The 12326-nt window shown below is 64.9% G+C and carries 13 protein-coding genes; 9 read left to right on the forward strand and 4 right to left on the reverse strand.

The genetic code is table 11. The annotated features are described in order from the left end of the window. Nucleotides 1-32 precede the first annotated feature (32 nt). The 7 genes from HD883_RS26055 to HD883_RS26085 all read left to right on the forward strand — a co-directional run bounded on the left by HD883_RS26055 (nucleotide 33) and on the right by HD883_RS26085 (nucleotide 6355). Nucleotides 33-1238 (forward strand): amino acid aminotransferase, encoded by a 1206-nt coding sequence (locus HD883_RS26055; protein WP_179590178.1) that lies wholly within the window; start codon nucleotides 33-35, stop codon nucleotides 1236-1238. Between the two features lie 362 nt (nucleotides 1239-1600). Then, a complete protein-coding gene (locus HD883_RS26060) occupies nucleotides 1601-2782 on the forward strand; it encodes an MFS transporter (RefSeq protein WP_179590176.1) in 1182 nt (393 codons plus the stop codon). A gap of 562 nt (nucleotides 2783-3344) precedes the next feature. Continuing rightward, complete coding sequence (locus tag HD883_RS26065) at nucleotides 3345-4154, forward strand: GGDEF domain-containing protein (protein WP_179590174.1); 810 nt, start codon at nucleotides 3345-3347, stop codon at nucleotides 4152-4154. Nucleotides 4155-4241: 87 nt separating this feature from the next. Beyond that, nucleotides 4242-5231: a dioxygenase family protein gene (locus tag HD883_RS26070; protein ID WP_179590172.1), complete on the forward strand. Its 990-nt coding sequence runs from the start codon at nucleotides 4242-4244 to the stop codon at nucleotides 5229-5231. 87 nt (nucleotides 5232-5318) lie between these two features. Beyond that, on the forward strand, nucleotides 5319-5540 hold the full coding sequence (locus HD883_RS26075; protein ID WP_179590170.1) for a hypothetical protein: 222 nt from the start codon (nucleotides 5319-5321) through the stop codon (nucleotides 5538-5540). Next, a complete protein-coding gene (locus HD883_RS26080) occupies nucleotides 5537-5815 on the forward strand; it encodes a hypothetical protein (protein ID WP_179590168.1) in 279 nt (92 codons plus the stop codon). The genes HD883_RS26075 and HD883_RS26080 overlap by 4 nt, the downstream gene beginning before the upstream one ends. Before the next feature lie 90 nt (nucleotides 5816-5905). Then, entirely contained in the window at nucleotides 5906-6355 is a 450-nt protein-coding gene (locus HD883_RS26085) for a hypothetical protein (RefSeq protein ID WP_179590166.1), read from the forward strand. A 78-nt stretch (nucleotides 6356-6433) separates the two neighbouring features. On the opposite strand, the gene HD883_RS26090 is transcribed toward HD883_RS26085, so the two are convergent. After that, nucleotides 6434-7357: a glutaminase gene (locus tag HD883_RS26090; protein ID WP_179590164.1), complete on the reverse strand. Its 924-nt coding sequence runs from the start codon at nucleotides 7355-7357 to the stop codon at nucleotides 6434-6436. Between the two features lie 130 nt (nucleotides 7358-7487). Between HD883_RS26090 and HD883_RS26095 the strand changes: the two genes are divergently transcribed. Then, entirely contained in the window at nucleotides 7488-7679 is a 192-nt protein-coding gene (locus tag HD883_RS26095; protein ID WP_179590162.1) for a hypothetical protein, read from the forward strand. A gap of 66 nt (nucleotides 7680-7745) precedes the next feature. On the opposite strand, the gene HD883_RS26100 is transcribed toward HD883_RS26095, so the two are convergent. Genes HD883_RS26100 through HD883_RS26110 form a run of 3 tightly spaced genes read right to left on the reverse strand, consistent with a single transcriptional unit; the run spans nucleotide 7746 to nucleotide 11442 of the window. After that, on the reverse strand, nucleotides 7746-9980 hold the full coding sequence (locus HD883_RS26100; protein ID WP_179590160.1) for a xanthine dehydrogenase family protein molybdopterin-binding subunit: 2235 nt from the start codon (nucleotides 9978-9980) through the stop codon (nucleotides 7746-7748). 22 nt (nucleotides 9981-10002) lie between these two features. Beyond that, on the reverse strand, nucleotides 10003-10974 hold the full coding sequence (locus HD883_RS26105) for an FAD binding domain-containing protein (protein ID WP_179590158.1): 972 nt from the start codon (nucleotides 10972-10974) through the stop codon (nucleotides 10003-10005). Between the two features lie 9 nt (nucleotides 10975-10983). Continuing rightward, nucleotides 10984-11442 carry a (2Fe-2S)-binding protein gene (locus HD883_RS26110; RefSeq protein WP_373563492.1) on the reverse strand — a complete coding sequence of 153 codons (459 nt, stop codon included), beginning with the start codon at nucleotides 11440-11442 and terminating at the stop codon, nucleotides 10984-10986. A gap of 302 nt (nucleotides 11443-11744) precedes the next feature. Here HD883_RS26110 and HD883_RS26115 point away from each other — a divergent pair, with 302 nt between their 5' ends. Next, nucleotides 11745-12317: a UbiX family flavin prenyltransferase gene (locus tag HD883_RS26115; RefSeq protein WP_179590154.1), complete on the forward strand. Its 573-nt coding sequence runs from the start codon at nucleotides 11745-11747 to the stop codon at nucleotides 12315-12317. Nucleotides 12318-12326 lie beyond the last annotated feature (9 nt).

The raw sequence follows: 12326 nt of genomic DNA on the forward strand, positions 1-12326 counted from the left end.
AGACTACCCGGCAAACCGCCAAGGAAACTACCGTGTTCAAGCATATCCCCTCCTACCCGGGAGACCCCATCCTGTCCTTGATGCACACGTTCATGAAGGACGATCGCCCGCACAAGGCCAACCTCAGCATCGGGCTGTACTACGACGAAGCGGGCAAGATTCCCGTGCTGAAAAGCGTCGAGCTGGCGCAGCAGCGCATCGATGAATCGGTGCCGCACGTGTACCTGCCGATGGAAGGCGACAACACCTATCGCCGCCTGATCGCCGAAACGGTGTTCGGCGCCGACCACGTGGCCGTCAAGGAACAGCGGGTCGCCACCATCCATACCCTGGGTGGATCGGGTGCACTGAAGGTGGGCGCGGATTTCCTGAAGACCTACTTTCCCGACAGCGAACTGTGGATCAGCGATCCGACCTGGGAAAATCACTACAACATCCTGGGCGGCGCTGGCCTGGTGATGCACACCTTTCCGTATTACGACCCGGCCACCAACGGCATCCGTTTCGACGAGATGATGGCGGCGCTGGAACAGCTGCCGGCGCGCGCGATCGTGCTGCTGCAGCCGTGCTGCCACAACCCGACCGGGATCGATCCCACGCGTGAGCAGTGGACCGCGATTGCCGACGTGCTGCTGCGCCGGAATGTAATTCCGTTCTTCGACATGGCCTATCAAGGCTTTGGCGACGGCCTGGACGAAGACGCCTGGGTCGTGCGGCACATGGCGGCGCAGGGCGCGGCCATGCTGGTGGGCAATTCGTTCTCCAAGAACATGTCCCTGTACGGCGAGCGCGTGGGCGGCCTGTCGGTGGTGTGCAATACGTCGGCCGAAGCCGGCCAGGTGCTGGGCCAGTTGCAAGCCACGGTGCGCAAGAACTACTCGAGCCCGCCGCTGTTCGGCAGCCGTGTGGTCAGTGGTGTGCTGGGCGATCCGGAACTGCGCGCCATGTGGGCGGCCGAAGTCACGCAGATGCGCAAGCGTATCCACGAAATGCGCGCGGCGCTGCGCAGCGGCCTGAAAGCCCGCCTGCCGGACCTGGACGTCGAATATTTCGTGACCCAGCGCGGCATGTTCAGCTATACGGGCCTGGGCCAGGCGCAGGTCGACACGCTGCGTGATGAATATGGCGTGTACCTGATCAAGTCGGGCCGCATGTGCGTGGCCGGACTGAGCCACGGCAACCTGGAACTGGTGGCCGATTCGATGGCCAAGGTGATGCAGCCGGCGGCCACGCGCTGATCGGCGGACCGCGTTGGCGCCCGCCAACGCGCAGGTGCGCCAGCGTGACGTTCTCCTTGAACGCCACGCTGGCGCACCGCTACAATCCGGTCCAGCTAATGAACCGGTGCTTTCAGCAATCCGGTTCTTTACGTAAGCGTTAACGTCAGCCAACGCATCTCGTCAGGCCTTGCGCATGTCATGCACGCTGCATGGCGTTCGTCATTGCCCGTTTGGATGCGACTGCTCATGATGATGCTTGCCGCGCGGCGCCCCGCCGCGTTCCTTTGCCGGACCTGCCTTGGTCCGCATGCCGTCCTCGTTCCCGATTCTTTCCACCCCCACGACCCTGCCGGCCACGCCGCGCGCCAGGGTGACGCCCCATGACCCAGACTCCACCCCCTCGTTCCCCCGCGGCCGAGCTGACGCCGCTTGTGCTGATCGTTCTTGCCGGCTTTCTGTCCATCGGTATTCCGCTACCGGCCCTGGCCCTGTACGTGAATGGCACGCTGGGCTTCAACGCCGTCACGGTGGGCTGGGTGGTCGGTATCCAGGCCTTCGCGACCATCCTGACCCGCCAGGTCGCCGGCGCCTACTGCGACCGTCACGGACCTCGCAAGTCGGTGCGGCTGGGACTGCCGCTGGCCTCGGTCGCCGCGCTGTTTTACCTGGCGTCGCCGTTCATGCCCACACCGGTAGCCAGCCTGGCGGTGCTGATCGTCGGCCGTCTGATCATGGGCCCTGCCGAAAGTCTGTACCTGACCGGCACCATGACCTGGGGCATCGGCCGGGTCGGCCCGCAACGCACGGGCATGGTCATGGCGTGGCAGGGCATCGCCATGTTCGCTGCCCTGGGCGTGGGCGCCCCGATCGGTGTGGCGGTCCAGCAGCAGTGGGGCTTTGCCGGCATTGCCGCCATCACCTTTGCGCTGCCGCTGGTGGGCTGGGTGATCGCCACGCGGATGGTGCCGCTGGCGGCACGCGCGGCCAGCGCGGTCCGCCTGTCTTTCTTCAGCGTGATCGGACTGATCTGGCGATATGGCCTGGCGCTGGCGTTTGCAGCAATGCCCTTTGCCATCATCACCAGCTTTCTGGTCCTGATGTACAGCACGCGCAACTGGGCAGGTGCGGGCTTTGCCATTGCCGGCTTTGCTGCCGGCTACGTGGCCGTCCGCCTGTTCCTGGCGCATCTGCCCGACAAGATGGGCGGGATGACCGTGGGCGCGGTGTCGGTGGTGATCGAGATGGCCGGCCAGTTGCTGTTGTGGCAGGCCGATAGCGCCACGATGGCTTTTATGGGCACCGTCCTGACCGGCATCGGATTTTCGCTGGTGTTTCCGTCGATGGGGGTCGAAGCCATGGCCCGGGTGCCTGCGCACGCGCGCGGTGTCGCAGTGGGCAGCTTCCTGGCGTTTGTCGATGTGTCGTCCGGCCTGACCGGTCCGGTGGTGGGACTGGTGATCGGGCTGTACGGCTACCAGGCCAGCTTCATCGTTGGCGCGGTGGCGTGCGCCATCGCCGTCGCCTTGATGGTGTCCGGCCGCCGCCGGGTGCCTGTTTCTTGATCAACACCCCTAAAACCCTGCGCTGATGCGGGTTTGACGGGGTTGTCCTGCCACTTTCCCCACGCTTGTCCACACCGGCACTGGATAACTTTGTCCGGGTGCGGCGGAACGCTCAAGTTTCGGGCGCTTCCAGCCGTTATCCTTCGTGCATGGTTGAGAAAGTGGCGTGTTCCATCGCGCCCGGTTGCGCAGGTGGCCACGTTGCTGCGCGGCGGGGCACGGTGCCTTGAACCCGGGCAATCCTGTCATACGCCAGCAATGACGCGGTTCCGGGCGACTTGCTCGACCGCTGTCCCCAAGCTTGTCCACATAATTCGGGGATAACCCTGACCCCCGATCGGGAAAGTCGTGGCGGTCCGCCCGATCAAGGCCAACCGTGGGCAAAAGCGGGCATTTTCGTCTCGCCACGGCCCTTTGCCCGATTTGAGGCAGGGGCCCGAATCCCCAGGCGCCAGGCGGGTTTGACAGGCTTATCCGTCGTCTATCCCATGGCTTGTCCACATTCCGTGGGGATAAGTCGGCACGCACGGCGCGGCGCGGTTCAGTTTTACAGGATGGTCGGATGTTGCACGGACTGGAAGGCCAGGAAAATCAGGAACGATGGCGGGTTCGCGGCGAAGTGCGGACGCTGCGCCAGGTCAGGTTGCGCACTCTGCTGGGCACCCTGGGGATCGTGGTGATCGCCGACCTCGTTGACCTGATCGCCAATCTGATCTTCGCGCCATGGCAGATCGTCCGGTCCGCCATCCAGACCACGCTGATCTCCGGTCCGCTGGCGGGGTACGTGATCTATACGCACGCCCGCGCCAATCTGCGGCTGTACGAAATGAAGACCTACCTGGCGCTGTTGAGCACGACCGATCCGCTGACCGGCCTCCTCAACCGGCGCGCGTTCTTCGATCGCGCGCGCGCCGTGGCCGAGAGTCGGCAGCCCCACATGCTGGTGCTGGTGGATGTCGATCGCTTCAAGACGGTCAATGACCGCTTCGGGCATCCGGCTGGCGACGCCGTGATCCAGCGGGTCAGCCGGCTCATGCAGGCGCATTTTCACGCCAACGCGCCGCTGGCGCGCATCGGCGGCGAGGAATTTTCGGCGATGTTGCTGACCGGTACGCTGGACGAGGTCAGGGCCAGCGCCGATGCGTTCTGCACCGCCGTGGCCACCGAGCCGTTCGAAGCGGCCGGCGGAGTGTTCCAGGTGACCGTGAGCGTGGGCATGGCTCCGTTCGCCCCTGACCGGACGGCCGACGAGGTGTATGCCCTGGCCGACGTGCAGCTCTACCGGGCCAAGCAGGACGGCGGGAACCGGGTGGTGTGGGAAGGGCGCCAGGTGGCGCCGATACGCGTCGCATCGATCCAGCAGGCTTGCTAGGGATCATGATGATTGAGGCGGGGGTGTCGGCGCGCCTACGATACCGGGACGCGCCGGTTCAGGCGCCTTCCCACCGGAGACCGCGACATGATCATCAGGAACGAGCAGGACGTCACGCAGGCTGTGCTGGCCGAATTGGATCGCGCCACCGACCCCCGCTTCAAGGAGATCCTGCAGAGCGCGGTCAGGCATCTGCATGCGTTTGTCCGCGAAGCACGGCTGACCGAAGCAGAGTTCCAGCAAGTCTGTGCGGTGATCGCAAGGGTGGGGCAGGCGACGACCCCATCGCATAACGAAGTGGTGCTGGCGGCGGGGTCACTCGGCGTGTCGTCGCTGATCTGCCTGTTGAACAATGGCGGGCAGGGGGTCGCGGAAATCCCCGAGGATGGACCCACTGATCCTGCGCCCCAGGTTCCGCGCGGCACGACCGCCAACCTGCTTGGCCCCTTCTGGCGGATGGGGTCCCCGCCGACCGAGGCGGGTGCATCCATCGTGCGGTCACCGACGCCGGGGGACCCGATCTTTGTGGAGGCCTGGGTCAAGGACCAGGCAGGCCAGCCGGTGGCCGGGGCCGAGGTGGATGTCTGGCACAGCTCGAACGAAGGCTTCTACGAAAACCAGGATCCGGCGCAGGCCGACATGAACCTGCGTGGCAAATTCGTGACCGACACCGATGGGCGCATCGCCTTTCGCAGCGTCAAGCCGGCGGGATATCCGATCCCGGTCACGGGCCCGGTGGGTGACCTGCTGCGTGCCCAGGGCCGCCACAACATGCGGCCGGCCCATGTGCATTTCCTGATTTTCAAGGAAGGCTACAAGACGCAGTTTTCCCAGATCTATTCCAGCGACGATCCCAATCTGGATACCGATGTGCAATTCGGGGTGACCGAAGCGCTTGTCGGGCACTATGAACGCCATCCGGCAGGGACTGCGCCGGCCGCCGATGTGACCGGACCGTGGTATTCGCTCAAGCAGACTTTCGTGATCGAGCCGGGGGTGGCCAGGCTGCCGCGCCCGCCCATCAGCGCCAAGGCGGACGGGCCGCGTCCCACGTTGACGGTGCTGGAGCGGACCTAGGACGTTCCTGCGCGGCACGGATCCGGATGAGTCGCCCCGGGAACGGTCTTTGCAACGTGCTCTTCCATCACGTCACGGAGCACGCCCATGAATTCCGCAGCATCCGCCAAACCTGGCACTAAAGATGACGGCGTCCGCGACGTCGTGACGCAGGGCGACGAATACCTGCGTCCGCGGCAGGAACAGGCCAAGGATCGCGCGCTGGATCCGGCCGAAACGGCAGGCGCCGCCACGGCGCCAGACGAAGCGCAACTTCCTGCGCTGACGCCGACCTCCGATTCTTCCACCCCGTCCAAGGAGACACCATGACCGATAACGCATCGCAAGGCACGACCCCCCGCAACGACGTCAAGGATAGCGCCGACGACACGCTGGCCCGCTCGGGCTCGCAAGGCCAGGGTGTCCATCCGCCGAAAGACGGCGAACAGATCGTGAGCCGCAGCGCCGATCCTGGCCAGAGCAGCTACGGCGGGTTTTCGGGCGAAGACACCACGAAACAGACGCAGGAAGTCGAGGCGGACGCCGACGGGTCAACGTCGGCAGATGGCGATACAGCGCGCTCGGCGGCAGGCAAGAAGGGCTGATTACTCCCGAGGATGGCACCTGCGGCACGCAACTTGCTGAGAGTCTTTGGCGAGGGTCCACCCATGAGCCACCCTCTGGAGAGAACTGCCATGCAAGACACCATTGATACCCCGGTCCAGAAGATCGAGCAGTACTACCTGAAAGCCCGTGTTCACGAGTTGCCCGAGGCACGGTATCGCGGCGTGGTTGAAGCGGGCGCCCGTTCGGCGCGCGGTATCGACAGCCGCCTGCACTATTGCCCGCTGGTGCGCGCGACGTGGTCCGACGCCATTCGTGACGCCGAGACCCTGGCCGCCACGTTGAAAGCGACGGAATGCATGGACGCCGAGTGCAATATTTTCTCGGCGCGTGGCGCGACGGCGTTCGACACGTTCATGAACGTGCTGGCCGCGTCCAAGCCCGTGGAAGTGCCCAAGCTGGTCAGCAGCACGACGACCAAACGCACGCCCAAGCGCCAGACCGCGCCCAAGCTGGCGCCGGTGCCGACCCGCCCCGTGGAAGAAAAAGCTGCCGTGGTGCACTTGCGCCGTCACGCCTGATGGCGGCATCAGGAAAGTCGCGTCGCCAACGGGTTGCCCGACCTGGCGATCGCGACTTTTCCTTGTTGTCCGGAATGTCTAGAAAATGGACAGGCGGGTGCGCGCCACGAACATTTCAAGCGCCTTGCGCCCCAGGTGCGAATTGCCGCTTTCATCGATCGCCGGCGACCACACGCACAGGCTGAGCGTTTCGGGCACGACGGCCACGATGCCGCCCCCCACGCCGCTTTTGCACGGCAACCCCACCAGAAACGCGAATTCCCCGGCCGAATCATAGGTGCCGCAGGTCAGCATCAGTGCGTTCAGCCGCCGGGCCTGCCGTTCGCTGACCACCGACTTGCCCCGGTAGGGATGCCCGCCATCACGGCAAAGGAAACCGGCCGCCCGCGCAAGCTGGACGCAAGACATCTGGATCGCGCATTGGTTGAAGTACACATCCAGCACCTGCGCAACATTGTTGTCGAACTTGTCGAAGCTCTTCATGAAGTTGGCGACTGCCACGTTGCGGTAGCCATTGGCGGCTTCGGACTGGGCCACTTCCTGGTCGATCATGACCTTGTCGCCGCACAGGCTGGAGATAAGTTCGACAATGTCGGTCTTGGCGTGCGACTTGGTGGCGGACACCAGACGGTCCGCTACCGCAATCGCGCCTGCGTTGATGAACGGGTTGCGCGGCACGCCTTCTTCGCGTTCCAGCTGCACCAGGGAATTGAAAGGGTTGCCCGACGGTTCGCGTCCGATGCGGTCCCACACCTGGTCGCCGACCCGTTGCAGGGCCAAGGTCAGGGAAAACAGCTTGGAAATACTCTGGATGGAGAAGGCTTCGTTGCTGTCGCCGCTGGCTGCCTCGAATCCATCGCAGGTGCGCAGCGCGATCCCGAAGCGGTCCGCCGGCACGCGGGCCAGGGCCGGAATGTAGTCCGCCACCTTGCCTTCCTGTCCCAGTTCGGGGCGGAGGGCGTCGTTGATCTCGTCGAGGATGGCTTGGTAGTCCAGGGGCATGGGTTGCTCTTGTAGGTAAGGTGGGGCATCGATCCGCTGCATCGATCAGCCGCGGCGGTCGTCATCGATCAGCACAGGCCGCATGCTAGATTGCCGGATCGATTGTAGGGGGTGCAGGATGAGGGAATGGTTGACCAGAGCAACTATCGGCATGGCCGGCGCGCTGTGCGTCGTGGCCGGCGCTGCCAGCTGTGTCGCGATAGACGAACGCACGTCGGTCACGCCCGCGCCGCGTTGTCCCATGGGCCACCAGGACAAACGCGACTGCATGCCGGACAGTGGCCGGGGCCTGTGCACCAAGGCCAAACGCAGCGACTGCTGAAGCCTGGCCGCCGGGGCCGCAGTAACGGTGCTGCGGTCCCGGCCAAGGCCGGTCATGGCCCCGGGATCACGTCGTGACGGTGGACGCCAGCAGGTCTTCGATCTTGACCGGCAGATCGCGCACCCGCACGCCGGTCGCGTGATACACCGCCGCCGTCACTGCGGCGGCGAAGCCCGCCAGACCGATTTCGCCGATGCCCCGCGCGCCGATCTCGTTCAAGGCCAGGTCCGGAAAGTCCAGGAATTCCACGTCGATGGTTGGCGCATCGGCATGCGTCGTCATCACGTAGTCGGCCAGATTGCTGTTGATGGGCGCGCCATTGCGGCGGTCGTAATGGGTCTGCTCGAACAGCGCCATGCCCACGCCCATGATCACCGCGCCTTCGATCTGGTTGCGGCCCGTGCGCGGGTTGATGATCTTGCCGGCATCGATCACGGTCAGCACCCGGTTCACGCGCAGACGCGCGATCTCGGGCTGCCAGGTCACTTCGACAAAATGTGCGCCGTAGGAATGGATGGACCGTTTGTCGTCGTCCTCGTCCTTGCTGCTCGGCTCTGAGCTGCCGTCACCCGACACAAAGGCCACGCTTTCCTTGGCCAGCAGGTCTTCAAAACGCAGGCCCTGGTCGGCGGGTTGGTCCTTGCGATGCACCCATCCGCCGGTAAATGCCAGTTCGTCTTTCTCGACGCCCGACAACGGCGAATGTTCGCCCTTGCTGGCCAGGCCCAGCAGATTGTCGATGGCGGCCTTGGCGCTTTTCGACACCGACGGCACCAGCGAACCGGTGGCCATGGATCCGCCCGACATCGGGCCGGCAGGCAGGGCGCTGTCGCCGATCTGCACGTGAATGGCGGCGATGTCCATGCCTGTCATGTCGGCCACCATCTGCGCCAGCACGGTGTAGGTGCCCGTGCCGATGTCCTGGGTGCCGCAGGCGATGCGCACGCGGCCATCGCCCAGGAAGGACACGGTGCTTTCGGCTGCCAGCCGCTTGGCCATCCACGATGCGCCCGCCACCCCCCAGCCGACGATCATGCCATCGCGACGCATCGAACCGACCTCGGGCGTGCGTTCATGCCAGCCAAATGTCTTTGCGCCGTGGTTCAGGCAGTCCGTGTAATGGCGGGTGGAGAAGGGAACGCCCAGGCTTTCGTCGATCTCGGGTTCGTTCATCAGTCGAAATTGAACGGGATCAAGATTGAGCTTGATCGCCAGTTCGTCCATGGCCGATTCCAGCGCATACAGGCCGGGCACCGCGCCCGGGCCGCGCATGGACGTGTTCGGTGCGATGTCGCGGCGCGCAAAGGCCGCGGTCGCGCGCAGGTTGGGCACGCTGTAAAAATAGCCGGTGGCCTCGCCGCAATTTTCCTTGCTCTTGTCCAGGCGCGAGACATGGAACACGTAGTCCTGCTGCAAAGAGGTCAGCTTGCCGTCTTTCGTGGCGGACAGGCGCATGCGCTGCTGCGTGTTCGTCCGATGGCCCACGGTCTGGAACATCATCTTGCGGGTGATCTCGATCTTGACCGGGCGGCGCAACTGGCGCGCCGCGGCGGCGGCCAGCACCGAGTGGGTCCAGGGCCACAGCTTGCCGCCAAAGCCCGAGCCCAGGTATTCGGTCACGACGCGCACGTTTTCCGGCTTCACGCCGAGCATCTGCACCATCACCGCCTGGTGATTCATGATGGCCTGCGAGGTTTCATACAGCGTGTAGCGGGTGCCATCGAACACGGCAACCGACGCGTGCAGTTCGATCGGGTTGTGGGTCTCGGGCGGCGTCGTATAGACCGCGTCCAGCGTCACGTCCCCCTTGGCGAACGCAGCTTCCGGATCACCGCGTTCGGTGTCCACGCTGGGTTCGTCATCGGGCGTGAGTTCCAGGCTGACGTCGGGTTGCGCCTCGTCGTAGCTCACCTTGACGGCACGCGCGGCGGCCGTGGCGTTTTCGAACGTGTCGGCCACGACCAGGGCCACGTATTGCCCGTAATAGGTAACCTTGTCGTCGCTCAGCGGCGGCCGGTATTCGTCGATCGACGCGCCGCTGGCGGGCGACACGCGATACAGCGCACCGATGTTCTCGGTCGTGAAGATGGTGTGCACGCCGGGCATGGCCTGCGCGACGCTGCTGTCGATCTGGCGGACCCGGCCGGTGGCGATGGTGGCCGTGACCGGCACGCCGACAAGCATGCCGTCGAAGTGATGATCGGATGTGTACTGCGCAACGCCGCTGACTTTCAGCGGGCCTTCGACGCGGCTCGTCGCGGCGCCGATCAGGGGAGTGCGGGTGGAAGTGTCAGTGGTCATGGAAGGTCCTTGCTCGCGCCGTTCAGGCAGGCTGCGTCGCGGTAATAAGTGCGTTAATCAGGCAGCGTTTGCCCAGTTCGACCTTGAAGCCGTTCTCGCTTTGCGGGCGTGCGTCTTCCATGGCCAGCGCGGCGGCCTGCGTGAAGCTGGCCAGCGTCGCGGGCTTGCCGGCCAGGAAGTCTTCGACTTCGGGCAGCCGCCACGGAATGGCGCCGACGCCGCCCATGGCGATCCGGATGTCCTTGATCGCGCCCTGGTCGGTGCTGACCACGATGGCGGTCGACGCCAACGCAAATTCGTACGACGCGCGATCCCGCAGCTTCAGGTAGAGCGATCGCGCGCCCGCCACGGGCTTGGGCAAGGTCACGTGCGTGATCAGTTCGCCCGGCTGCAGCACATGTTCGATGTGCGGCGTGTCCCCCGGCAACACAAAAAAGTCATCCAGCGGCACATCGCGTTCCCCGCCCTGGCCTTGAATATGGACGACGGCGTCGAGCGCCATCAGGGCCACGTTCATGTCGGACGGGTTGGACGCGATGCAGTGGTTGCTGGTACCCAGGATCGCCAGGTTGCGGTTATAGCCGTCGATGGCCGAACAGCCTGAGCCGGGCTCGCGCTTGTTGCAGGCCATGACCGGATCGCGGAAGTACACGCAACGCGTGCGCTGCAGCAGGTTGCCCGCGGTCGTGGCCTTGTTGCGCAGTTGCGCGGACGCGCCGGCAAGCAGGGCTTCGGACAGCACGGCGTAGTCGCGCTTGATGCGTTCGTCATGCGCCAGGTCGCTATTGCGTACGGTGGCGCCGATCTGCAGACCGCCTTCGGCGGTTTCGACGATCGTTGCCAGTGGCAACCGGTTGATGTCGATCAATTGCGATGGCGTTTCGACGTCGAGCTTCATCAGGTCGACCAGCGTGGTGCCGCCTGCCAGGTAACGGGCGCCCGACGCAATCGCCTGGTCGACGGAAGTTGCACGGCTGAGTTGGAAGGGATGCATGACGGCTCCTCAGGCTTTGCGGACGTGCTGGATGGCCGCCACGATATTGGTGTAGGCGCCGCAGCGGCAGATGTTGCCGCTCATGGCTTCCTTGACGTCGGCATCGGCCGCGCCGCAGGGCTCTTTCATCAGCGCCACGCCAGACATGATCTGGCCCGACGTGCAGTAGCCACACTGGTAGCCGTCGTGGTCGACGAAAGCCTGCTGCATGGGATGCAGCGCGTCGGGCGTGCCGAGCCCTTCGATGGTCGTGATGGTGTCGCCGTCATGCACGGCGGCCAGGCTCAGGCAGCTGTTGATCCGGCGGCCTTCCACATGCACCGTACAGGCGCCGCACTGGCCGTGGTCGCAACCCTTCTTGGTCCCGGTCAGGAACAGGTGATCGCGCAGCGCTTCGAGCAGCGTAGTGCGCGGATCCAGATTCAATTCGCAGGCCGTGCCGTTGACCGTGAAGGCCACGGGCATCATCGATACGGCGGCATCCTGGTGTTGGCCGGCCGGGGTGTCCGGCTGCGCGCCGCCAGCGGGATCGTGGGCGAAGGCAACGGCGTCGTCCGCGCGGTGGTCGAGGGTCATGGGGGAGTCCTTGAAATAGGGGCGATCCTTGGTGGATCGTGAGGGGAACGCGTGCGCGGGGCGACACACCGGCGCACAGAGTGCCCATGGTTCAGCAAGAAGCGCGCCCGATGAGCCGACGCAGAAGCATCGCGTGACGCGTCACATTGTGGTCAACTCCGGGGGTTGACCTGTCAGCCTGCCCGGAGCTTTGGATGAACCGCCTAATCGTGGGTATTACCGGCGCCTCTGGCGTGATCTACGGTATCCGCACACTCGAAATGCTCAAGTCGCTGGGCACGGTCGAGTCACACCTGATCATGTCGCCGTCGGCCGCCCGCACCATCGTCGAAGAAACCGACTACACGGCCGAATACGTGCGCAGCCTGGCGCATGAAGTCCACAGCTTCAAGGACATCGGCGCATCGGTCGCCAGCGGGTCGTTCAAGACCGAAGGCATGCTGGTCGCGCCATGTTCGATCAAGACGCTCAGCGGCATTGCCAACTGCTATGCCGACGAACTGATCGTGCGCGCGGCGGACGTCTGTCTGAAAGAGCGCCGGCGCGTTGTCCTTATGCTGCGCGAAACCCCGCTGCATGCCGGCCACATCGCCCTCATGGACCAGGCCACCCGCAGCGGCGCCATCATCATGCCGCCGGTGCCTGCGTTCTACCACCGGCCCAAGACGCTGGACGACATGGTCACCCAGACCGTGGGCCGCGCGCTCGATCTGTTCGGCATCGAGACCCACCGCGTCAAGCGCTGGAAAGAGTCCGACGAGGACTGACGGGTACCT

The sequence above is a fragment of the Pigmentiphaga litoralis genome (genome assembly GCF_013408655.1).
Classification (GTDB): domain Bacteria; phylum Pseudomonadota; class Gammaproteobacteria; order Burkholderiales; family Burkholderiaceae_B; genus Pigmentiphaga; species Pigmentiphaga litoralis_A.

Excerpts from the sequence above, each read along its gene's own strand:
- HD883_RS26060 (WP_179590176.1), top strand. The coding sequence starts at position 1,601 with ATGACCCAGACTCCACCCCCTCGTTCCCCCGCGGCCGAGCTGACGCCG.
- HD883_RS26065 (WP_179590174.1), top strand. The coding sequence starts at position 3,345 with ATGTTGCACGGACTGGAAGGCCAGGAAAATCAGGAACGATGGCGGGTT.
- HD883_RS26070 (WP_179590172.1), top strand. The coding sequence starts at position 4,242 with ATGATCATCAGGAACGAGCAGGACGTCACGCAGGCTGTGCTGGCCGAA.
- HD883_RS26075 (WP_179590170.1), top strand. The coding sequence starts at position 5,319 with ATGAATTCCGCAGCATCCGCCAAACCTGGCACTAAAGATGACGGCGTC.
- HD883_RS26080 (WP_179590168.1), top strand. The coding sequence starts at position 5,537 with ATGACCGATAACGCATCGCAAGGCACGACCCCCCGCAACGACGTCAAG.
- HD883_RS26085 (WP_179590166.1), top strand. The coding sequence starts at position 5,906 with ATGCAAGACACCATTGATACCCCGGTCCAGAAGATCGAGCAGTACTAC.
- HD883_RS26090 (WP_179590164.1), bottom strand. The coding sequence starts at position 7,357 with ATGCCCCTGGACTACCAAGCCATCCTCGACGAGATCAACGACGCCCTC.
- HD883_RS26100 (WP_179590160.1), bottom strand. The coding sequence starts at position 9,980 with ATGACCACTGACACTTCCACCCGCACTCCCCTGATCGGCGCCGCGACG.
- HD883_RS26105 (WP_179590158.1), bottom strand. The coding sequence starts at position 10,974 with ATGCATCCCTTCCAACTCAGCCGTGCAACTTCCGTCGACCAGGCGATT.
- HD883_RS26110 (WP_373563492.1), bottom strand. The coding sequence starts at position 11,442 with ATGATGCCCGTGGCCTTCACGGTCAACGGCACGGCCTGCGAATTGAAT.
- HD883_RS26115 (WP_179590154.1), top strand. The coding sequence starts at position 11,745 with ATGAACCGCCTAATCGTGGGTATTACCGGCGCCTCTGGCGTGATCTAC.